20 protein-coding genes are annotated in these 19,701 nt (G+C 66.7%); 8 read left to right on the top strand and 12 right to left on the bottom strand.

Annotation, left to right across the window (positions count from 1 at the left end; all coding sequences use genetic code 11):
- Positions 1 to 24 precede the first annotated feature (24 nt).
- The 4 genes from ACWIEX_RS04870 to ACWIEX_RS04855 form a co-directional block, all read right to left on the bottom strand.
- Positions 25 to 1,287 (bottom strand): GTP cyclohydrolase II, encoded by a 1,263-nt coding sequence (locus tag ACWIEX_RS04870; RefSeq protein WP_454031986.1) that lies wholly within the window; start codon positions 1,285 to 1,287, stop codon positions 25 to 27.
- Between the two features lie 117 nt (positions 1,288 to 1,404).
- Positions 1,405 to 1,566: a Thivi_2564 family membrane protein gene (locus tag ACWIEX_RS04865; protein WP_091855869.1), complete on the bottom strand. Its 162-nt coding sequence runs from the start codon at positions 1,564 to 1,566 to the stop codon at positions 1,405 to 1,407.
- Between the two features lie 340 nt (positions 1,567 to 1,906).
- Positions 1,907 to 4,219 (bottom strand): glycine--tRNA ligase subunit beta, encoded by a 2,313-nt coding sequence (gene glyS, locus ACWIEX_RS04860; RefSeq protein WP_454031985.1) that lies wholly within the window; start codon positions 4,217 to 4,219, stop codon positions 1,907 to 1,909.
- Complete coding sequence (locus tag ACWIEX_RS04855; protein WP_454033464.1) at positions 4,219 to 5,136, bottom strand: glycine--tRNA ligase subunit alpha; 918 nt, start codon at positions 5,134 to 5,136, stop codon at positions 4,219 to 4,221. The genes glyS and ACWIEX_RS04855 overlap by 1 nt, the downstream gene beginning before the upstream one ends.
- 256 nt (positions 5,137 to 5,392) lie before the next feature.
- Between ACWIEX_RS04855 and ACWIEX_RS04850 the strand changes: the two genes are divergently transcribed.
- From ACWIEX_RS04850 to ACWIEX_RS04840, 3 genes are all read left to right on the top strand, one after another.
- The gene (locus tag ACWIEX_RS04850; protein WP_454031984.1) at positions 5,393 to 5,665 is read left to right on the top strand and encodes a hypothetical protein; all 273 of its coding nucleotides are present in this window, start codon (positions 5,393 to 5,395) and stop codon (positions 5,663 to 5,665) included.
- A gap of 128 nt (positions 5,666 to 5,793) precedes the next feature.
- Entirely contained in the window at positions 5,794 to 6,045 is a 252-nt protein-coding gene (locus tag ACWIEX_RS04845) for a hypothetical protein (protein WP_454031983.1), read from the top strand.
- 156 nt (positions 6,046 to 6,201) lie between these two features.
- A complete protein-coding gene (locus ACWIEX_RS04840) occupies positions 6,202 to 6,507 on the top strand; it encodes a hypothetical protein (protein ID WP_454031982.1) in 306 nt (101 codons plus the stop codon).
- On the opposite strand, the gene ACWIEX_RS04835 is transcribed toward ACWIEX_RS04840, so the two are convergent.
- A complete protein-coding gene (locus ACWIEX_RS04835) occupies positions 6,498 to 7,283 on the bottom strand; it encodes a tRNA1(Val) (adenine(37)-N6)-methyltransferase (protein WP_454031981.1) in 786 nt (261 codons plus the stop codon). The two genes, ACWIEX_RS04840 and ACWIEX_RS04835, sit on opposite strands and share 10 nt — an antisense overlap.
- Positions 7,276 to 7,500: a putative signal transducing protein gene (locus ACWIEX_RS04830; RefSeq protein ID WP_454031980.1), complete on the bottom strand. Its 225-nt coding sequence runs from the start codon at positions 7,498 to 7,500 to the stop codon at positions 7,276 to 7,278. Before ACWIEX_RS04830 ends, ACWIEX_RS04835 begins: the two co-directional genes overlap by 8 nt.
- Before the next feature lie 255 nt (positions 7,501 to 7,755).
- Between ACWIEX_RS04830 and ACWIEX_RS04825 the strand changes: the two genes are divergently transcribed.
- Positions 7,756 to 8,691 (top strand): polyprenyl synthetase family protein, encoded by a 936-nt coding sequence (locus tag ACWIEX_RS04825; protein WP_454033463.1) that lies wholly within the window; start codon positions 7,756 to 7,758, stop codon positions 8,689 to 8,691.
- Positions 8,692 to 8,802: 111 nt separating this feature from the next.
- On the opposite strand, the gene ACWIEX_RS04820 is transcribed toward ACWIEX_RS04825, so the two are convergent.
- The 3 genes from ACWIEX_RS04820 to ACWIEX_RS04810 form a co-directional block, all read right to left on the bottom strand.
- The gene (locus tag ACWIEX_RS04820; RefSeq protein ID WP_454031979.1) at positions 8,803 to 9,678 is read right to left on the bottom strand and encodes a 4-(cytidine 5'-diphospho)-2-C-methyl-D-erythritol kinase; all 876 of its coding nucleotides are present in this window, start codon (positions 9,676 to 9,678) and stop codon (positions 8,803 to 8,805) included.
- Between the two features lie 26 nt (positions 9,679 to 9,704).
- Entirely contained in the window at positions 9,705 to 11,480 is a 1,776-nt protein-coding gene (locus ACWIEX_RS04815) for a tetratricopeptide repeat protein (protein WP_454031978.1), read from the bottom strand.
- Positions 11,481 to 12,041: 561 nt separating this feature from the next.
- The gene (locus tag ACWIEX_RS04810) at positions 12,042 to 13,721 is read right to left on the bottom strand and encodes an electron transfer flavoprotein-ubiquinone oxidoreductase (RefSeq protein WP_454031977.1); all 1,680 of its coding nucleotides are present in this window, start codon (positions 13,719 to 13,721) and stop codon (positions 12,042 to 12,044) included.
- A 171-nt stretch (positions 13,722 to 13,892) separates the two neighbouring features.
- Between ACWIEX_RS04810 and ACWIEX_RS04805 the strand changes: the two genes are divergently transcribed.
- On the top strand, positions 13,893 to 14,726 hold the full coding sequence (locus tag ACWIEX_RS04805; RefSeq protein WP_454031976.1) for a uracil-DNA glycosylase: 834 nt from the start codon (positions 13,893 to 13,895) through the stop codon (positions 14,724 to 14,726).
- Between the two features lie 118 nt (positions 14,727 to 14,844).
- The gene (gene ypfJ, locus ACWIEX_RS04800) at positions 14,845 to 15,729 is read left to right on the top strand and encodes a KPN_02809 family neutral zinc metallopeptidase (protein ID WP_454031975.1); all 885 of its coding nucleotides are present in this window, start codon (positions 14,845 to 14,847) and stop codon (positions 15,727 to 15,729) included.
- A 30-nt stretch (positions 15,730 to 15,759) separates the two neighbouring features.
- Here the strand turns inward: ypfJ and ACWIEX_RS04795 are convergent, their stop codons facing one another.
- The 3 genes from ACWIEX_RS04795 to ACWIEX_RS04785 form a co-directional block, all read right to left on the bottom strand.
- Positions 15,760 to 16,278, bottom strand: a complete 519-nt coding sequence (locus ACWIEX_RS04795) for a 2'-5' RNA ligase family protein (protein ID WP_454031974.1) — start codon at positions 16,276 to 16,278, stop codon at positions 15,760 to 15,762.
- 172 nt (positions 16,279 to 16,450) lie between these two features.
- Positions 16,451 to 16,576 (bottom strand): hypothetical protein, encoded by a 126-nt coding sequence (locus tag ACWIEX_RS04790; RefSeq protein ID WP_454031973.1) that lies wholly within the window; start codon positions 16,574 to 16,576, stop codon positions 16,451 to 16,453.
- 151 nt (positions 16,577 to 16,727) lie between these two features.
- A complete protein-coding gene (locus tag ACWIEX_RS04785) occupies positions 16,728 to 17,213 on the bottom strand; it encodes a hypothetical protein (RefSeq protein ID WP_454031972.1) in 486 nt (161 codons plus the stop codon).
- A 233-nt stretch (positions 17,214 to 17,446) separates the two neighbouring features.
- On the opposite strand from ACWIEX_RS04785, the gene ACWIEX_RS04780 reads away from it, so the two are divergent.
- Positions 17,447 to 18,532, top strand: a complete 1,086-nt coding sequence (locus ACWIEX_RS04780) for a PA0069 family radical SAM protein (protein ID WP_454033462.1) — start codon at positions 17,447 to 17,449, stop codon at positions 18,530 to 18,532.
- Between the two features lie 314 nt (positions 18,533 to 18,846).
- Positions 18,847 to 19,458 (top strand): ribonuclease HII, encoded by a 612-nt coding sequence (locus ACWIEX_RS04775; RefSeq protein WP_454031971.1) that lies wholly within the window; start codon positions 18,847 to 18,849, stop codon positions 19,456 to 19,458.
- The last annotated feature ends 243 nt before the right edge of the window (positions 19,459 to 19,701 follow it).

Raw genomic sequence — 19,701 nt, 5'->3', positions numbered from 1 at the left:
TCATCTCGGTAGGCGTGGGCGGAATCAGAACTTGTCGAGGTCGCGGCCAACCGTCGACTTAAGGGCATTGTCGCCGGGCGCGCCCTCGGGCGAGTAGTACCCCGCGGCCTTCTTGGCCTCGATCTCGACGGAGGCATCAGGCGGGACCAGCTCGGGCGGGATCGCGACGCGCTCGCCGATGGTGATGCCGCTCTCGACCATGGCGTCGTATTTCATGTTCGACATCGACATCAGCCGGTCGATATGCGTGACGCCGAGCCAGTGCAGCACATCCGGCATGAGCTGCTGGAAGCGGGCATCCTGGACGCCGGCGACGCATTCGGTGCGCTCGAAATAGGTCGCAGCGGAATCGCCGCCCTCCTGGCGCTTGCGGGCGTTGTAGACGAGGAATTTCGTGACCTCGCCGAGCGCCCGGCCCTCCTTGCGGTTGTAGACGATCAGGCCGACGCCGCCGCTCTGGGCCTCCTTCACGCATTCCTCGATGCCATGCGTGAGATAGGGCCGGCAGGTGCAGATATCGGAGCCGAAAACGTCCGAGCCGTTGCACTCGTCATGGACGCGGCAGGCGATGCGCGTCTTCGGATCGGCAAGCCGCGAGGCCTCGCCCATGACATAGGCCGTGATCGAACCGATCGGCGGCAGGAAGACCTTGAGATCCGGCCGCGTCACCAATTCGGGATACATGCCGCCCGTCTGCTCGAAGAGCGTGCGGCGCAGGTCGCTCTCGGTCGTGCCGAAGCGCTCGGCGATGCCCGGCAGGTACCAGACCGGGTCGACTGCGATCTTGGTGACGCTGATATCGCCGGAAGCGTGCAGGATATGGCCGTCCGCCGCGAGGCGATGGGCGCCCATCGCGGCGAGGATCTCCGGCAGGTTGAGCCTGGCCTTGGTGATCGCGATCGAGGGGCGGATATCGATGCCCTCGCCGATCAGCTTGCCGAAATCCTGCGCGACCGTGTGGCCGAAGGGATCGAGCGAGACGATCCTCTTCGGGTCGGCCCATTGCGGCTGCGGCGCGATCTCCGCCGTCGGATGGGTGTTGGTCAGGTCCGGGCGCTGCTGCGGATTCATCGCGCGGGCAGAGATCGCCAGCGCGCGATAGACCGAATACGAGCCGCCATGGGCGCCGATGACGTTGCGGTCGGCCGGGTTGGTGGTCGAGGCGATGATCGGGCCGCGCTCGGCCGCGGTCGCTGCGCCCCATCGGATGGGGAAGCGCGCGGCGGCGCTGCCCGGCTCGGGATGGGAGGTCAGCCTGATATGGCCGTTGCGGTTCGGCGCATTCATCGCGGTGTTACCCCGATAGACCTTGCCCTGAAACGGAAGAAGGCCCCGGGACGGGATCGTCCGGGGCCCTCTGGACCTCTCGAAGTCTGAACCAGCGCGATAGCGCCGTCAATCGCCTTAGAAAACAGCGAGATAGCGCAGCAGCGAGATGATGCCGATCACGATCACGATGATCTGCACGACGTTCTTGATCTGCCCGTCGAGCGGCAGCATGCGCACGAGGTAGAGCACGAGGCCGATGACGAGAACGGTGATCAGCAGCGAAATCAGAATGGACATGCTTGCAGCCCTTTATCTCGGCCGGTAGCCGGCCCCCCGGAGCCCATGCCGCGACGCATTCGCGGCTTGTCAGCCCCGCCGAGAGAACGTCGCAGGGCGGGGATTGGTTCCGGGGGTGGGTTTGCCGGCGAAGAGGGGCTTCTTTTTAGGGAGAGCGCGGGAGCCGCAACAGAAAACCCCTCTCCTGTAAGGAGAGGGGTAGGGGTGAGGTGTAGGCCACTGGACCAGTCTGGCGCCGGCCCAACCGCAGTTGCGGTTAGGACGGAGTGAGGGCGACCAACGGCCGACCCCTCACCCTGCCCTCTCCCTCCGGGAGAGGGTTCCCGGCGCTGTCCTCACCTTATCCGGCGATGCGATCGAAATCCGCGACCGCGCGCGTCGCCTGGCGGAGCTGGTTGAGCAGCTTCAGGCGGTTGGCGCGCAAGGCCGGATCGGGATCATTGACCGTGACCTTGTCGAAGAAGGCATCGACCGCCGGGCGGATTTCGGCGAGCGCGGCCATGGCGCCCTCGTAATCCTCGGCAGCGACCGCAGCCTCGGCCTTCGGCGTCGCCTGCGCCAGCGCGACGGCGAGCGCCTTCTCCTCGATCAGGCCGGCCTCGGCGATCAGATGCAGGTCCGGAGCCTCGGCGAAGGCGCCCTCCCCGTCCTTCTTCTCCTCGGCCTTGAGGATATTGGCGGCGCGCTTGTAGCCCGCGAGCAGGTTCTTGCCGTCCTCGGTGTCGAGGAAACGGCCAAGCGCGGCGACGCGGCGGGTGATGAGGAAAAGATTGCAGCTTCCGGGCGCGATGACGGCATCGATGATGTCGTGCCTGGTGCCTATCTCCCGGAGATGAACCCTGAGGCGATCCTGAAGGAACAGGCGCAGGTCGTCGCTGATAGCGGGGTCATGCTCATCGACGAGCCGCAGCCATTCGGCCCCCTCGTCACGGCTCGCAGCGATCAGCGCGCGCGCCTCTTCACCGAAGATTCCGCCCGCAGCGGCTGCGGACAAGATGGCGCCGAGCTTTTCGGGAGCCGACGCTGATGAGCCGATCTGGTGACGCAGCAACTGCACGTCGTTGAAGCGGTCTATCGAGAAGTTCAGGCCGTTTTCCAGCACGATCTTGATTACGCCGAGCGCCGCACGACGCAACGCATAGGGATCCTTGCTGCCGGTCGGCTTTTCGTCGATCGCCCAGAAGCCAGTGAGCAGGTCAACCTTGTCGGCCAGCGCCACCGCAACCGAAACCGGATCCGTCGGAACGCGGTCCGAAGGCCCAAGCGGCTTGTAGTGCTCCTCGACCGCTGCGGCGACCGAGGCGTCCTCGCCCTGCAATTCCGCGTATTTCCGGCCCATCAGACCCTGCAGTTCCGGGAACTCGCCGACCATCTCGGTCGGCAGGTCGGCCTTGGCGAGCTTGGCGGCGCGTTCGGCCTTCTCGGGATCGGCACCGACGATCGGCGCCAGTTCCTTGGCCAGCGCCGCGATGCGCTGGACGCGTTGCCCTTGCGTGCCCAGCTTGGCGTGGAAGACGACGCCGAGCTTGTCGAGCTTGGCCATGCGCTGGTCGAGCGGCTTGGCCAGATCGAGCCCGAGCTTCTCGGCGCTCTCCTTGAAGGTGTCGAGGTCCGGCAGCGAGCCGCGATCGGTCTGCCAGAAATAGGCGGCATCCGAGAGGCGCGCGCGGACGACGCGGCCATTGCCGGCGGTGATCGCCACGCCGCCGTCGCTGGCAACGAGATTCGAGACCAGGATGAAGCGGTTGGCGATGGTCCCGGTCGCGGGATCGCGCAGCACGAAGCATTTCTGGTTGGCGCGGATGGTGGCGCGGATCGCCTCGCCGGGAATGTCGAGGAAACGCTCCTCGAAGGAGCCCATCAGCACGACCGGCCATTCGACGAGGCCGGCGACCTCCTCCAGCAGCCCCTCGTCCTCGACGAGGTCGAGCCCCTGCGCGAAGGCGAGGTTGCGGGCGTCGGTGAGGATGATCTCCTTGCGCCGGTCGGCATCGAGCACGACCTTCGCCTTCTCAAGCGAGGCGACATAGTCCTCCAGGCGCTTCACCGTGATGGGCGCAGGCGCATGGAAGCGATGGCCATAGGTGGTGTTGCCCGAGACGATGCCGTCGACCTCGAAGGGCACCACCTCCGGGTCCTCGACCTCGGCAGCGCCGAAGGTGCAGAGGATCGAATGCAGCGGGCGCACCCAGCGCAGGCTCGCGCCAGCGGCCGAGGCCTTGCCCCAGCGCATCGATTTCGGCCAGGGGAAGGACCGGATCACGGCAGGGACGATCTCGGCGATGGCCGCGGCGGTTTCCTGGCCGGGCTTTTCGATGATGGCGACGTAGGAATCGCCCTTCTTCGGGTCGCTGACGATGGTCGCCTGATCGAGCGAGGTCAGGCCCGCAGCCTTGAGGAAGCCCTGCACGGCGGCGTCGGGCGCGCCGACGCGCGGACCCTTGCGCTCCTCGCGCACATCGCGGCCACGCACCGGCAGGCCGGCGATATGCAGCGCGAGGCGGCGCGGTGTGACGAAGGCCTTGGCGCCCTCATAGACGAGACCGCGCTCGACCAGCGCATCGGTGACGAGCTTCTTGAGGTCCTCGCCGGCCTTGCGCTGCATGCGCGCCGGGATTTCCTCGGAGAAGAGTTCGAGCAGGAGATCGGGCATCAGATGGCTCCCCCGCCGGCCGTCTTCAGCCAGGCCGCACCGCAGGCCTTCGAGAGCTCGCGCACGCGCAGGATGTAGCTCTGCCGCTCGGTGACCGAGATCACGCCGCGCGCATCGAGCAGGTTGAAGATGTGGCTGGCCTTGATGCACTGGTCATAGGCCGGCAGAGCCAGTTCGTGGCGGGGCTGGTTGGCGCCGGCAGCCGGCTCTCCGGCAGCGAGCAGCGCCTTGCACTCGGCTTCCGCGTCCGAGAAGTGCCGGAACAGCATCTCGGTATTGGCATGCTCGAAATTGTGCCGGGAGTATTCCTGCTCGGCCTGCAGGAACACGTCGCCATAGGAGATGCGGTCCTCGCCATCGAGGCCGTTGAAATTGAGGTCGTAGACGTTCTCGACGCCCTGGACATACATTGCCAGGCGCTCGAGCCCGTAGGTGAGCTCGCCTGCGACCGGTGCGCATTCGACACCCGCGACCTGCTGGAAATAGGTGAACTGGCTCACCTCCATGCCGTCGCACCAGCATTCCCAGCCGAGGCCCCAGGCGCCGAGCGTCGGACTCTCCCAGTCGTCCTCGACGAAGCGGACGTCATGCAGGCCGAGATCGACACCGATGGCGCGTAGCGAGTCGAGGTAGAGTTCCTGCAGGTTCGGCGGCGACGGCTTCAGGATCACCTGGAACTGGTAATAGTGCTGGAGGCGGTTGGGGTTTTCGCCATAGCGGCCGTCCTTGGGGCGGCGCGAAGGCTGGACATAGGCAGCCCGCCACGGCTTCGGCCCGAGCGCGCGCAAGGTCGTCGCCGGGTGGAAGGTGCCGGCGCCGACCTCCATGTCGTAGGGCTGCAGCACCACGCAACCTCGCTCGGCCCAGAAGCGCTGCAAGGTCAGCAGCAGCCCCTGGAAGGAGCGGGTCGGGTCCATCGCCGGGGAAGAAGCCGGGATGGCGGAATGCGAGAGTGGCGCGGGGGCGGACAAGTGCCAGCAACCTTCCGATAACGAGGGAATGCTGCGGTGATTAGGGTTCGGGCCAGTCATGGTCAAGCACGAGCCGGAACCGAAAGCGGACAGCTTTCGTTCATATCGGGTCTGATATCGATAATCCCAACCGCACGGCTCGCGATGTTCGGGGCGAGCATTTGATGCCGGGCCGGCGGCTGTAAAACCAAGGAGTAAGCCCATGTTGACAACCCGCATCATTGCCGCCGCCTTCGGCGCTGCAACCTTGCTCGGTGCCGCCATGAGCACCGCCCCGGCCTCCGCGGCCCCGATTTCCGCGGGCACGGCGCTGGCTTCGGGTGCCGAGACCGGCCTCGTCCAGCAGGCCTGGCATCGCGGCCGCCCGCATTACGGCCCGCGCCGCCATTACCGCCCGCGCTGCTGGACCGAGTCCCGCCGTATCTGGAACGGCCATCGCTGGGTTCGGCGCGCCGTGCGCGTCTGCCGCCGCTGAGGCGAGCGCACATATCTGAAGACGGGCGGACGGCGCGGTTTCGCGCCGTCCGTGCAACAGGGCCCGCCATCCGCCTCAGGATGACGGGCCGGTCTCCGGCAAGGCCGGTGGCGCGATGGAGGCCAGGGATGTTCCGGACAACGCTTCTCGCCGCTGCGCTGGCGGGTTCTCTGGGGGGAGTTGCGCTCGCGGCGCCCCCGGTTTCGGCGGCGCCTGTCGCTGCCGCGGCCGGGCAATCCGCGCAGGCCGGGCAAGGCCTCGTCGAGCGGGCCCAGTATTACGGCCTGCGCCGATACCGGCGCCCGCGCTGCTTCTGGGCCGACCGCCGCGTCTGGAACGGCTGGCGCTGGGTGGTTCGCCCGGTGCGCATCTGCCGCTGAGCGGCTCCCAAGAATGGCCGCAATGTGGCCGTTGGCTGAAGGCAAGCTGAACGACGCGATTCCGTGCCGTTCAGGTTCGAGGCCCTAACATTCAACGCAAGGACGGCGTTTCCATCCGACGGCAGGGACTGCCGGCGCCATCTCATGGAGGTTTTCATGTTTCGGACACTGATCGTCACCATGGCGACCGCTGGCGCGCTGGGCGTGGCCGGCATCGCCGCTACCCCTGCTTCAGCCGCCCCGATTGCGGCAGCCCCGATCGCGGCCGCGCCCGCGGTCTCGGGCGAAGGCATGGTGCAGCAGGCTCAGTATTATTACGGGCCGCGCCGCTATTACGGCCGGCCGCGCTATTACGGCCCCCGCTATTACGGGCCGCGGCGCTATTACGGCCCGCCGCGCTTCTATGGTCCGCCGGCCTATTATGCTCCGCGGCGTTTCTACGGGCCGCGCTACTACTGGTAATCGGGCGTAAGGCGCCCGTGGCCGCGATGGACCGCATCGCTCAAGGGTGTCAGCCTGCCATCAGCGCCATTGATCACGAAAGCCGGCAGCAACGCTGCCGGCTTTCTGCTGTTCAGCACGGCCGTGACGATGATGCGGATCGCGGGCTTGTCGGCAAAGGCATGGACCGGGCGGACCGCGACCGCGCCGAAGCCGGTTTCGAGGCCGGCTAGAACTTCGGGCAGCGCCTCGACCCGGTGAATCAGCGCGAGATGCCCGCCCGGCCGGAGCAGGCGCCGGGCCGTCCGCAGCCAGGGCGCGAGCGCTCCTTCAGCGACATGGGCCGCCTTGCGGTTGGGGACAGGCGAGGCCCTGCTACCGCCCGGGGGATAGAAGGGCGGGTTCATCGCCACCGCATCGTAGGAGGCGGATGCCAGGCCCAGTTCCGATAGAGTCGCGGCCCGCGCCGTGACATCTCCGGCGATCGCCGTCACGCGCTCCGCCATGTGGTTGAGCCCGGCATTGCGCGCGGCCAGCGCGGCAAGCTCCGGATCGCGCTCCAGCAGCGTGACCTGCAATTCCGGCTGGGCCAGCGCCGCAGCGAGGCCAACCGTGCCGACGCCGGCCCCGATATCCAGCAACGCGCCGCCGCCCAGGCCCGGCAGCGCCGCGGCGAGCAGGACCGCATCGCTGCCGGCGCGATGACCCTTGCGCGGCTGGAGCAGCCTCAGCCGGCCATCAAGCAAACGATCTTCGACGATCTCGCCCAGTGCCGCGCCCGGTTCGATTTCACTCATCACGCAATTCTGACCCGTAGCCGGCCTCGATCAGCAGAGCCCGCGCGCGCCTGCGATCGGCATCGCGCACCAGCAGGCGGCGCGGGAAGGCCCCGATCATGCCCTCGAGCGAACTGATATGCTGATCGGCGATCAAGCAGTCGAGATTGGCCGAAGCCAGCAGGGCCTCGACGGCGCCGAGCAGGATAAGGTCGTTGGTGCGCAGGAGTTCGTGCATGGCTCCATGGAGCCCAAGCGCCCGGGTTTGTGCAAGAGCCCTCGGCTTTCAGGCCCCCGCTCACGCAAAGGTGCGGCGTCACGCCGGTTTGCAGGGGCTGGCGTCCCATGCGACGGTTGTGGCATGGCACAAGCGCGCCGCCCGGCGCGGGTATCTGACTCCGGAGTGTCTCCAGTGGGTGTCGTCGTCTCCCTCGAGGAACGGGAATCGAATCAGGCCAGCATCGAGCCGCTGGTCGCGCTGACGCGCGAGGACATGGCCCGCGTCAACGCGATGATCCTGTCGCGCACCGGCTCGGACGTGACGATGATCCCGGAGGTCGCCAACCACCTGATCTCTTCGGGCGGCAAACGGCTGCGGCCGATGCTGACCCTCGCGATGGCCGACCTCTGCGGCTATGCCGGCGATGGCCATGTCAAGCTCGCCGCCTCCGTCGAGTTCATGCACACGGCCACGCTGCTCCACGACGATGTCGTCGACGAGAGCGACATGCGCCGCGGCAAGCTCGCCGCCCGCATGCTCTGGGGCAACGAGGCAAGCGTCCTGGTCGGCGATTTCCTGCTCGGCCAGGCCTTCAAGATGATGGTCGAGGTCGGCTCGCTCAGGGCGCTCGACATCCTCTCCACCGCCGCCTCGGTCATCGCGGAGGGCGAGGTCCTGCAGCTCTCGGTCGCCAAGAACACGGAAACGACCGAGGACGAGTATCTGGCGGTGATCCGCGGCAAGACGGCCGAGCTCTTCGCCGCCGCTTGCGAAGTTGGGCCGGTCATCGCCGGCTCCCCCAAGGCCGATGCCGCCGCCTGCCGCAGCTATGGTCTCAATCTCGGTATCGCCTTCCAGCTCATCGACGACGCGCTCGACTATGGCGGCGTCGCCGCGAAGCTCGGCAAGAACACCGGCGATGATTTCCGTGAGGGCAAGATCACCTTGCCCGTCGTGCTCTCGTTCCGCCGCGGCGACGAGGCCGAGCGCGCCTTCTGGAAACGCACGCTGCAGGACGGCGAGATCCGCGACGGCGATCTGGAGCAAGCACAGGCAATCATGCGCCGGCACAAGGCGCTCGACGACACCATCGCCCGCGCCGAGCACTATGCGCGGATGGCGAAGGATGCGCTCGGCCTGTTCCCAGCCTCGCCGATGAAGCAGGCGCTCAATGCCGCCGTCGATTTCTGCGTCGCGCGGGCGCATTGAGGCAAGCACGTCCTGCTCGGGCTTGACCCGAGCATCTGGCAACCCAGTGTTTTCCTGTCGTGAGGTTCTCGGGTCCGCGCTACGCTTCGCCCGAGAATGACGGCTGTGTGTCTAACTCAGCAGCGTCGGCTTCACCCACCAGCCCGGCCGCTCGCGCTGCAACGCCTTGGCAGCGGCAGCGCTCGATGCGCAATCGTCGAACAGCGCGAAGCAGGTCGCGCCCGAGCCGGACATGCGCGCCAGCCGGCAACCGGGCAACGCCGCAAGCCGGTCCAGGACCTCGCCGATCACCGGCGCACCTCGCTGCGCCGGTGCTGCGAGGTCATTACTCGTGGTCGCCAATTGGCCCAGCAGGTCCGAGGCCGATGCCGGAACCGCAAGATTGTGCCCGCGCGCCTCCGACACAGCCTCACCCGGCTTGAGACCAAGCGCCCGGAATACGGCCACCGTCTCGACGCCCACGCCCGGATTGACCAGCACGGCGAAGAGCGGCGGCAGCCTGAGCACCGGGCCGAGCTTTTCGCCGATGCCGGCCATCAGTCGCGCGCGCGAATCGAGACAGACCGATACGTCGGCCCCGACCTGCGTGGCGACCTCCCGCAGGACCGGATCGCCTGGAGCGATGCCGTTCAGGCGCGCGAGCAGGCGTAGCGCGGCAGCCGCATCGGCCGAGCCGCCGCCGATCCCCGACGCGACAGGCAGGCGCTTGACGAGATGGAAGCGCCCGAGACGCAGGCCGGGGCGCGCAACCGCCAGCGCGCGGGCGGCGCGCAGGACGAGATTGCCGTCATCGACCGCCAGGCCTTCAGAACGCGGTCCCGCGAGCGTCAGAGAGAGGTCAGCGCCGGGATCGAGCGACAGCGTGTCGCCGACGCCGGCGAAGGCGACGAGGCTTTCAAGCTCGTGATAGCCGTCGGCGCGCCGGCCGAGCACGCGCAGGTCGAGATTGACCTTGGCGCGGGCGCGCGTCGTCAGCGGCGGGGCCACGAGGTCAGGCCGGCGACGCGGAAGCGTCAGCCGCCGTCCTTCTTGGTCTCCTCGACCGCATTGGCCGAAGGATCCTCCATCCCGCGCTCGATCTTGCGCAGGATCTTCTCCAGGTCCTCAGGCTCGGGCTTGAGGTCGCGGGCGTGGTTCCACTGGAACTTCGCCTCGAGCTGGCGCCCGGTGCGCCAGTAGACGTCGCCGAGATGATCGTTGATGACCGGATCGGACGGGCGCAGTTCCGCAGCGCGCTCGATCTCGCGCGAGGCATCTTCATAGCGGCCGAGGCGATAATAGGCCCAGCCGAGCGAATCGATGATGTAGCCGTCGCGCGGGCGCAGCTCGACGGCGCGGCGCAGCATGTCGAGCGCTTCGTCAAGCTTGAGATGCTTGTCGACCAGAGAATAGCCGAGATAGTTCAGCACCAGCGCCCGCTCGCGGCCGAGCGGATCGGGCAGGAGTTCCAGCGCCTTGCGCAGATCGGCCTCGGCCTCGGGCCAGCGGTTGATGCGCTCGCGGGCGATGCCGCGGAAATAGAACAGATCCCAGTTGGCGCGGCCGGGCGAGGCGAGCTTGTCGATGGCCTTGTCATAGGCCGCTGCGGCTTCCACGAATTTCTTGCGCGAGCGATAGATGTTGCCGAGCGCCGAGAGCGCGTCGACATCGTCCGGCCGCTCGGCAATGACCTTGTCGAGATGCTTCACCGCCTCTTCGGGCTTGCCGAGGTTTTCCAGGGCCAGACCGGCCTGGATCTCGGCATTCGGCCGCAGCGGCGAGGAGGCCGGCATCTTGTCGTAGACGGCGACGGCATCCTCCGGCTGGCGGGCACGCTCGAGAATGTCGCCGAGCGTCAGGATCGCGAGGTCGTGGCCGGGGTCGAGATAGATCGCCATGCGCAGGTAGAGCAGCGCGGCGGCTTCGTCGCCCTGGCGGTTGCCGGCGCTGGCGAGGCCATAGAGCACCTCGGCCGCGCCCTGCTGCGGCGTCGAGATCTGACGCGGCGGCGCATCCTTCTTGCCGACGAGCGCCATGCCCTCGCGGATGATCGGGTGATTCGGCAGCAAGCGGTCGAAGGCGGCATAGGTTTCGGCCGCACCGTTGAAATCGCCATTGCGGGCCTGGAAGCGTGCCCAGAGATCGACCAGCCGGAGCGTGGTCTTCTCGGCGTCATAGGCGGATTTCAGTCGCTTCTCGGCTTCGCCCTTGCGGCCGGCGGCGTCGAGAATGAGCCCGGCATGATAGTCGCGGAAAAGATTGTAGGACGCCTCGCCCTTCAGGCGCTCCAGCGTCTCGATCGCCCGGCGGGAATTGCCGGAGCCGAGATAGGACCAGGCTGTGAGCAGCGTCGCGGTGATGTCGGCTGCGCGCCCCCTGCCCCCGCGCTGGAGATGGTTGCGCGCCGTCCGGTAGCTCTTCTGCTTGATCGAGCGGATACCGATGACGAGCTGGGCCAGCCCGTTGCTCGGGTCCTGCTGGATCAATTTGTCGGCGGCCCGGAAAGCATCCGGCATGGCACCATCGGCCAGGAAGGCGACGAAGGCACGCTCGGTCAGGTCGTTGTTCTGCGGGTCTTCCTTGATCGCCTCGCGCAGATAGACGGAGGCCGCGCCGAGATCGCGAGAGGCACCGGCGACGATCGCGGCGAGATAGTTGCCTTCCAGACTGTCGCCCGGTTCGAGCGTGTCGGCCGAGCGCGGCTGTGTAGCGCCCTGGGCAGCAGCCACGGCTGGCAGGAACATCAAAAGCGACAACGCAGCAGCCGTGCCGGAGGCACGCACCTTCTTCAATAATGTCACGACTGCCATTCTCCCTCGGTCCGCAGCCTCACCATCTCGGGGCGCACTCTTCCAGCGGACCGTGATCGCTTCGCGTAGGCTGCCAAGATGGCGGTTTCCGGGCGGACGGGCAAGCCGGCCCCCTCCCGAATGCGGCTGTTTCGTAGCAGCCGCGCAACACTCGCCGAAATCCCGATGACGAAGAGGCCGATCGAAGAAAACGGCAATCATCCCCTAGGGACGTCGTGCCTATAGTCGGCCCGCTCGCAGTTCATGCAGCGATTCCACTGGGACTATTCCAATGAAGAAAATCATTCTGAGCGTTGCCGCCGTCGCGCTCCTCGGCGGCTTCGTCGCCGGTTGCGCCAAGACCGAGACCAAGCCGGTTGCTCCGATCGTCCGCAAGGGCTGATCTGCTCAAGGCCCGACGACAAAGGGCGCGCCGGCCGGCGCGCCCTTTTTGATTCAGCGGTGGAACTGCACGCCGGCTGTCATTCCGGGGCGTGCCGCAGGCACGAACCCGGAATGACAAAGGTGGTCTCGACCGCGAAGACTCCGGCATCGACCATGCATCAGGCGAATCGCCCGCGATCACATATTCGCGTAGCCCGGCCCGCCGCCGCCTTCCGGGACCGTCCAGGTGATGTTCTGGGCGGGGTCCTTGATGTCGCAGGTCTTGCAGTGGACGCAGTTCTGCGCGTTGATCACGAAGCGCGGATTGGTCTTCGTCTCGGCGTTCTCGTAGACGACCTCGTAGACACCGGCCGGGCAATAGAGTCGCGCCGGTTCGCCGTAAAGCGGGAGGTTCTGCGCGATCGGGACCGACGGATCGGTCAGCTTCAGATGGGCCGGCTGGTCCTCCTCGTGATTGGTCGAGGAGAGGAAGACCGAGGAGAGCTTGTCGAAGGAGATCTTGCCGTCCGGCTTCGGATAGGTGACCGGCGTGACCTCGGCCAGCGGCTTCAGCGTCGCGAAATCCGGCTTGCCGTGCTTCAGCGTGCCGAAGGGCGACCAGCCGAAAAGCTGGTTCAGCCACATGTCGATGCCGCCGAGCCCGATGCCAAGGAGCGTGCCGAATTTCGACCAGAGCGGCTTGACGTTGCGGACGCGCTTCAGGTCCTTGCCGATGGCGCTGTCGCGCCAGCTATTCTCGATCTCGATGACCTCGTCATGCTGGCGGCCCGCCTGCAGCGCCGGCACCAGCTTCTCTGCCGCCAGCATGCCCGACAGGATGGCGTTGTGGCTGCCCTTGATGCGGGGAACGTTGACGAAACCGGCCGCGCAGCCGATCAGCGCGCCGCCCGGGAACGTGAGCTTCGGTACGGACTGGAAGCCGCCCTCGGTGATGGCGCGCGAGCCATAGGCGATGCGCTTGGCGCCTTCGAAAGTATCGCGGATCAGCGGATGAGTCTTGAAGCGCTGGAACTCGTCGAAGGGCGAGAGCGTCGGGTTCTGGTAGTTCAGATGCACGACGAAGCCGACCGAAACCAGGTTGTCGTCGAAATGGTAGAGGAAGGAGCCGCCGCCGGTCTTGTTGTCGAGCGGCCAGCCGAAGGAGTGCTGCACGCGGCCCTTGTGGAACTTCTCCGGCTTGACCTGCCAGAGCTCCTTCAGGCCGATGCCGTATTTCTGGGGCTCGCGGCCTTCGTCCAGAGCAAACCGCTTGATCGCGATCTTGGAGAGCGAGCCGCGCGCGCCCTCGCCCAGGAGCGTGTAGCGACCGCGCAATTCCATGCCGCGGGTGAAGCGGTCACTGACCGTGCCGTCCTTGGCGATACCCATGTCGCCTGTGGCAATGCCGGCGACCGAGCCATCTTCATTGAAAAGCAGCTCGGCGGCGGCGAAGCCCGGATAGATCTCGACGCCGAGCGCCTCGGCCCGCGCGCCCAGGAACTTCGCGACGAGCCCGAGCGAGCCGACGAAATTGCCGTGGTTGTTCATCAGCGAGGGCATGCCGAAATTCGGCAGGCGGATGCCGTTCGGCTCGGTCAGGAAATAGAAGATGTCTTCCTTGACCTCGGTGGTCAGCGGACGATCGGGATCGTCGCGCCAGTCCGGCACGAGCCGGTCGAGGCCGATGGGATCGATGACGGCACCGGAGAGGATATGGGCGCCGACCTCGGCGCCTTTCTCGACCACCACGACCGAGATGGACTCATCGAGCTGCTTCAGCCGGATCGCAGCCGCCAGACCCGCAGGGCCCGCGCCGACGATGACGACGTCATAGTCCATGCTCTCGCGCGGTTCGCTCTGCGCTTCCTTCAGATCCATCCTGCCCTCCGCCTCACATCCCGCGCCGCGATTAGTTTATATATGAACTGTCTTGTCGACTCGTTCAACGCCCGGCTTCCGCCCAGTCTGGAACCCCTCTATCCAAGCGTGCGTTCCATTTTGCAACTGCGTCGGCTCGCAGAGAGGCTTTGCAAGGTATAGGATGCAGCGATGAGCCTGTCCGATGCAGTCGGCCCCGACGCGCCCGATCCCTATGAGCTTTTGAGCTGGTACGCCGAGATGGGCGTGACCGAGGCGCTCGACGAGGCGCCGCGCAACCATTTCGCCGATCCGGCTCCTGCTGGCGAGCGCGGCGGCGACGGGCAACCGCGCCTGCGCCCGCTACCCGGCCGCCCTGCCGCACCGGCACGGCCGATGGCGGCTGCGGCAACGGCACCGGACGACGCCACGGTCAGCGCCCGGGCGCTCGCCCGCGAAGCGCGCACGCTCGACGAGCTGAAGACCGCGCTGGCCGGTTTCGAAGGCTGCGCGCTGAAGGCCACCGCCAAGAACCTGGTCTTCGCCGACGGCAATCCGCAGGGCCGGGTGATGCTGGTCGGCGAAGCGCCCGGTGCCGACGAGGACCGCATCGGCCTGCCCTTCGTCGGACGCTCCGGGCAGTTGCTCGACCGCATGCTGGCCGCAATCGGCCTGAGCCGGAAGGAAGAGGTCTATATCGCCAACCTGCTACCGTGGCGCCCGCCGGGCAACCGCGATCCGTCCATACAGGAAGCGACCATCTGCCTGCCTTTCATACAGCGCCAGATCGAACTCGCTGACCCCGACATACTCGTCTGTATAGGCAAACCCTCAGCCCAGGCACTGCTTGGCTTCAAGAGCATTACCGCGTCGCGCGGAAAGTGGGTGGAATACGACACCGGCGCGCGGCGCATCCGGGCGATCGCGACCCTGCATCCAGCCTATCTGCTGCGACGCCCCCTCGAAAAGCGGCTCGCCTGGCGGGACCTCCGCGCGCTGAAGGCCGCACTCGACGGGAAGGCCTGACCGGGAAGCTGCGGGAACCGCCGCAGTCACCGGGCGTTCAGGAGCGGTTTGCAAAGACGACTTGAGTTCCCGGCATCTCCCAGCGAGATTGCGGGAGAGCTTCGCCGGGGATGCCTTCATGCAATGGGAAGATTACCGCCAGTCCGATAATCTCGAGGACAGGCGCGGCAGTGGTGGCGGCGGCTTCGCCGGCATGCCCGGCGGGCGCGGCGGCGTCGGCATCGGAACGATGGTGGTGCTCGGCCTGCTCGGCTGGGCGCTCGGCATCGATCCGCGCCTGCTGATCGGCGGTGCCGAGTTGATCGGTGGCATCGGCGGGCGCGAGCAGACACAGGAAACGCGCCGCTCCTCCGGCCCGCCGGAGGACCAGATGGGCCGCTTCGTCTCGGCCGTTCTGGCGCAGAATGAAGACATCTGGTCGAAGCTTCTGCCGCAGCAGGCCAATATCCGCTACCAGCCGCCGCGGCTCGTCCTGTTCTCCGGCGTCGACCGCTCGGGCTGCGGCACCGCGCAATCGGCGATGGGGCCGTTCTACTGCCCGGTCGACAAGAAGGTCTATCTCGACACCTCCTTCTTCCAGGAGATGCAGCGCAAGCTCGGGGGCGGCGGCGATTTCGCCTATGCCTATGTGATCGGCCACGAGGTCGGCCACCACATCCAGAACCTGCTCGGCATCCTGCCCAAGGCCAACCAGATTCGCGAGCGTTCCTCAGAGCGCGACGCAAATGCGATCTCGGTCAGAATCGAATTGCAGGCGGACTGCTTCGCCGGGGTCTGGGCCCATAACGTCCAGGCGATGGGCCGGATCGACCAGGGCGATATCGACCAGGCGATGCGCACCGCCTCCGCCATCGGCGACGACAAGCTTCAGAAGGCCGCGCAAGGCACGGTCGTGCCCGACTCCTTCACCCATGGCTCCTCGGCGCAGCGCATGAAGTGGTTCACCACGGGCTTCCAGTCAGGCTCGATGCAGAGCTGCGACACGTTCCGGAATCAGGTGTAGCGCAGCGCCTCCCGATCGGTGGAGAGCAGCTCAGTCGCGGAGCCGCGCCGTCTCCAGCACACGCACCGGCGGCCAGGAAACGCTTTCGATCACATCGAAGGTCAGGCTGAACGGCTCGAAGCGCCCGGTTGCCAGCACGAGCGCTTCCTCACGCCGATTCGCCGGAATGGCCATCGCTATCGTCAGGTGCGGCGTCCAAAGCCCCGGCCGATAATGTGGATCGCAGAGAGCGGGATCGACGATCTCATGGATTCGGGCGTGCAGGTCGATGAGACGCTGATCGTGCCGGGGCGACAGCCACAGGACCAGCGGATCGACATCGAACAGGCCGGCCCGGTCGAAGGTCAGCGAAATAGGTTTCTCTTGCACGCGCAAGGTGAGGGCTTCGCGCAGGATATCCGCAGAGAGATCGGCGTAGCGCGCGAGCGTGAGATGGGGCGGATAGCCCAAGGCCCTGATCGAGGGCGCCCCTTCCAAGGCTGAAGCCTTGTCGACCCATTGCCAGAACGGACGCGCTTCCGACGTCGTGCACAGGGTGATGCCGATCATCGCTGGGAGGGCCTTTGGACTCGCCGGAACCAGCGAACTCTAACAGAGCCTGCCATGTCCCGGAATTCCGTGCGGAGGGCTGCTTTCAGCCCTCCGCCTTGTTGTCATGGAGCTGCCGGATCACCGCCGACGGCGATCCGGCCCCTTTACGCAGCGCCGGATAATCCGGTGCCTAGCTCCAGAATCCTTCCTGATGAACGCGAGGCGAGAACGTATCTTCGTCCTCCCGTTGTTCCTCGCGCTTGTCCTCGTCGCGCTCCGCTTCGAGCGCAGAACAGGAATCGTGCCGTTCCAGCATGGATCTCTCCTTTCGATGTCTGAGGGAGGTGCTTCAGGCAACCGTCAACATATGAACTTATGCTGCAATGCACAAGTTCCCGATAAAAATGCGCGCCGCCATGCGTAGCCGGCATATCGATTTCAGGGACATCGCAGCCCTCCGCAGCAGCCTAGTCCGCCCGCTCCCGCAGGACCGGCAAACGCACCGGAGCCCGGTCGAGGCGGCCGGCGAGCGCCATCGCCTTGGGCATGACGAGCCCTGCTCCGAGCCCGCGTCCGCCGATTGAAAACGCGATTCGCTCGCGCAGGGATGCAGGAACCCCGCGCGCCGGAATCAGGGCCGGTTTGCCCGCAGCGACCAGCAAATGGCGCTCCACCGCCTGAACCCAATGGGCCTGCGGCACATCGCCGGCCTCGAACAGGACGAGGCGATCGCCGCGGGCATGGGCCGCAGCATCCTGCCAGGCCTGCGCGTGGCTCGCCCGTAGATAGCGCGCGCCGGTCGCGTCCGCGGCGCGCTCGGTCTCGGGCGCGCCGACCGTGTCGACGATCACCGCATGACCGAGAAAGCCTTCGGCGACCGCCGGGATCAGCACGGCGAGCGTCGCGGCAAGCGCCTGCTGGGAACCATCGCTGCGGATCACGGCTGTGAGCATGAGCGAAATCCTATGCCGCAACGCAGCATGTCACAATCCCGCCACTTGTCTTTTGTTCTCTATATGTTCACTCTACATGAGACCAGAAGGCGCCGATTCCCGGCGCGCGACGCGGTTCGACAGCCATGCCCCAGGCCAGACCCACTTCACGGCCCTTCCCGGCAGCCCAGCCCCTGCGGCGGTTCGACCGGGAGCCGAGCGTCTCGGCGCCGGTCGTCACACCCGCCGATCCGATGGCCTATATCGGCCATCAGATCGATCCCGACAGGCGGCGCGGGCGCGGTGCCACGATCAATCCCGGCGGCCGCTACGAGGCCGAACAGCGCGTCGCCGAGGACGATGGCTGGGGCTCGCTGGAGGAGCTCCCGCCGTTCTCGACCGAGATCGCCTACGAGAAGGCGCGCACCATCATCACGCGCAACGACTCGCCCGATATCTCCTTCGACCGCTCGATCAATCCCTATCGCGGCTGCGAGCATGGCTGCGTCTACTGCTTCGCCCGGCCGACCCATGCCTATCTCGGCCTGTCGCCGGGGCTCGATTTCGAAAGCAAGCTGACCGCGAAGCCCGATGCGGCGGCGCTGCTGGAAAAGGAGCTCTCTTCCCCGTCCTATCAGCCGCGGACGATCGCGATCGGCACCAATACCGATGCCTATCAGCCGATTGAGAAGAAGCTCCGGATCATGCGCCAGATCCTGGAGGTGCTGGCGAAGTTCAATCATCCGGTCGGCATCGTCACGAAATCGGCGCTGGTGCAGCGCGACATCGATATCCTCGCGCCGATGGCGGAGAAGGGACTGGTCAAGGTCGCGCTCTCGGTGACGACGCTCGATCCCAAGACCGCACGCGGCATGGAACCGCGCGCCGCCTCACCGGCCAGGCGGCTGGAGACGATTCGGAAGCTATCGGAGGCCGGCATTCCGGTCACGGTTCTGGTCGCGCCGATCATTCCGGCGATCAACGAGCACGAGATCGAGCGCATCCTCGATGCGGCGAAGGCGGCAGGCGCCGAGGCCGCCGGCTATGTTTTGCTCAGGCTCCCGCTCGAAGTCCGCGACATCGTGCAGGAATGGCTGCTGACGCACCATCCCGACAAGCTCCGGCATGTGATGTCGCTGATCCGCTCGACGCGCGGCGGCAAGGACTACGATTCGCAATGGGGCCAGCGCATGGTCGGCTCCGGCCCCTATGCCTGGATGATCGGACGGCGCTTCGAGATGGCGGCCGAGCGCATCGGCTTCAACACGACGCGCCGCCGGCTGCGGACCGACCTCTTCGTGAAGCCGGAAAAGGAGAAGGCGCAGTTGAGTTTGTTTTGAAGGGATGGGCTGCCGGACAGCGCGACAAGATGGTTGAGAACCGCGGAAACCCCTCTCCTGTAAGGAGAGGGGCAGGGGTGAGGTGTAGGCCGCTGGACCAGTTGTGCATGCCCTCACCGCAGCGGCGGTCGGGTCACGGCAGAAGCGTCCAACGGCCTACCCCTCACCCTGCCCTCTCCCTCCGGGAGAGGGTTTCTCGCGGTTCCGACGCCTATCGCGTTGGGTGCGAGCGTGTCGGGTTAGGTGAAAGGATGACGGTGGAGCACTCTCATGCCGCTCTGGCCCCGCGCTGTGCTCTGCTGCATAACCCCGCCATGCCCGCCGATTTCAACCGCGAGACATCCGCCATTGCCGACGGCCGCTGGCCGCTGGCCGGCATCGACGAGGTCGGACGTGGGCCGCTGGCCGGCCCGGTCGTCGCGGCCGCCGTGATCCTCGATCCCGAGCGCGTGCCTCACGGTCTCGACGATTCGAAAAAGCTCTCGGCCGCGATCCGCGAGGACCTCTTCGGCGAGATCATGGAGCGGGCGCTCGCCGTCTCCGTCGCCAGCGTGACGGCCGTCGAAATCGACGCCATCAATATCCGCCAGGCGACGCTTCTGGCGATGCGCCGGGCCGTGGCCGGGCTGCCGCTGGCACCGCTCCATATCCTGGTCGACGGGAACGACCCGCCGCAATTCGCCTGTTCCTGCGAGGCGATCATCCAGGGCGACGGACAGATCGCTTCGATCGCGGCAGCGTCGATCATCGCCAAGGTGACGCGCGACCGGATGATGGCGCGGCTGTGCAAGCGCTATCCGGCTTATGGCTTCTCCAGCCATGTCGGCTATGCGACGCCGCAGCATCGCAAGGCAATCACGGTGTACGGTCCCTGCCCGGAACATCGCTACTCCTTTGCGCCGGTGAAGGGTGTGTGGTTCCGATAAGCTGCGGCCTCGCGCGTCGTTCCTCGGTGGCGAGGAAGCCTCTGTCCGGCCTCCGTGAACTCGGCCGCATTTCACGCCGTCATGCTCGCCCTTGTGGCGAGCATCCACGTCTTGAACACCGCCCTTGCTGAAGGAAGACGTGGATGGCCGGGACAAGCCCGACCATGACGGGAAACACGGCTCCCGGACCTCACCGAACGCCCTCGCAAGCTGCCCTAACGGCACCCCGAGGCGTTAACCGCC

It is taken from the genome of Allobosea sp. NPDC055353, assembly GCF_053644975.1.
The sequence above is the reverse complement of the archived record's forward strand: the minus strand, read 5'-3'. Positions and strand labels throughout refer to the sequence as shown.

Bases quoted from the DNA above. Each gene is read 5' to 3' on its own strand.
- ACWIEX_RS04840 (WP_454031982.1), top strand. From the start codon at position 6,202: ATGTTTCGGACACTGATCGTCACCATGGCGACCGCTGGCGCGCTGGGC.
- ACWIEX_RS04790 (WP_454031973.1), bottom strand. From the start codon at position 16,576: ATGCTGGAACGGCACGATTCCTGTTCTGCGCTCGAAGCGGAGCGCGAC.
- ACWIEX_RS04795 (WP_454031974.1), bottom strand. From the start codon at position 16,278: ATGATCGGCATCACCCTGTGCACGACGTCGGAAGCGCGTCCGTTCTGG.
- ACWIEX_RS04815 (WP_454031978.1), bottom strand. From the start codon at position 11,480: ATGGCAGTCGTGACATTATTGAAGAAGGTGCGTGCCTCCGGCACGGCT.
- ACWIEX_RS04845 (WP_454031983.1), top strand. From the start codon at position 5,794: ATGTTCCGGACAACGCTTCTCGCCGCTGCGCTGGCGGGTTCTCTGGGG.
- ACWIEX_RS04865 (WP_091855869.1), bottom strand. From the start codon at position 1,566: ATGTCCATTCTGATTTCGCTGCTGATCACCGTTCTCGTCATCGGCCTC.
- ACWIEX_RS04775 (WP_454031971.1), top strand. From the start codon at position 18,847: ATGCCCGCCGATTTCAACCGCGAGACATCCGCCATTGCCGACGGCCGC.
- glyS (WP_454031985.1), bottom strand. From the start codon at position 4,219: ATGCCCGATCTCCTGCTCGAACTCTTCTCCGAGGAAATCCCGGCGCGC.
- ACWIEX_RS04835 (WP_454031981.1), bottom strand. From the start codon at position 7,283: ATGAGTGAAATCGAACCGGGCGCGGCACTGGGCGAGATCGTCGAAGAT.
- ACWIEX_RS04825 (WP_454033463.1), top strand. From the start codon at position 7,756: ATGGCCCGCGTCAACGCGATGATCCTGTCGCGCACCGGCTCGGACGTG.
- ACWIEX_RS04830 (WP_454031980.1), bottom strand. From the start codon at position 7,500: ATGCACGAACTCCTGCGCACCAACGACCTTATCCTGCTCGGCGCCGTC.
- ACWIEX_RS04785 (WP_454031972.1), bottom strand. From the start codon at position 17,213: ATGCTCACAGCCGTGATCCGCAGCGATGGTTCCCAGCAGGCGCTTGCC.
- ACWIEX_RS04780 (WP_454033462.1), top strand. From the start codon at position 17,447: ATGGCCTATATCGGCCATCAGATCGATCCCGACAGGCGGCGCGGGCGC.
- ACWIEX_RS04805 (WP_454031976.1), top strand. From the start codon at position 13,893: ATGAGCCTGTCCGATGCAGTCGGCCCCGACGCGCCCGATCCCTATGAG.
- ACWIEX_RS04855 (WP_454033464.1), bottom strand. From the start codon at position 5,136: ATGGACCCGACCCGCTCCTTCCAGGGGCTGCTGCTGACCTTGCAGCGC.
- ACWIEX_RS04810 (WP_454031977.1), bottom strand. From the start codon at position 13,721: ATGGATCTGAAGGAAGCGCAGAGCGAACCGCGCGAGAGCATGGACTAT.
- ACWIEX_RS04850 (WP_454031984.1), top strand. From the start codon at position 5,393: ATGTTGACAACCCGCATCATTGCCGCCGCCTTCGGCGCTGCAACCTTG.
- ypfJ (WP_454031975.1), top strand. From the start codon at position 14,845: ATGCAATGGGAAGATTACCGCCAGTCCGATAATCTCGAGGACAGGCGC.
- ACWIEX_RS04870 (WP_454031986.1), bottom strand. From the start codon at position 1,287: ATGAATGCGCCGAACCGCAACGGCCATATCAGGCTGACCTCCCATCCC.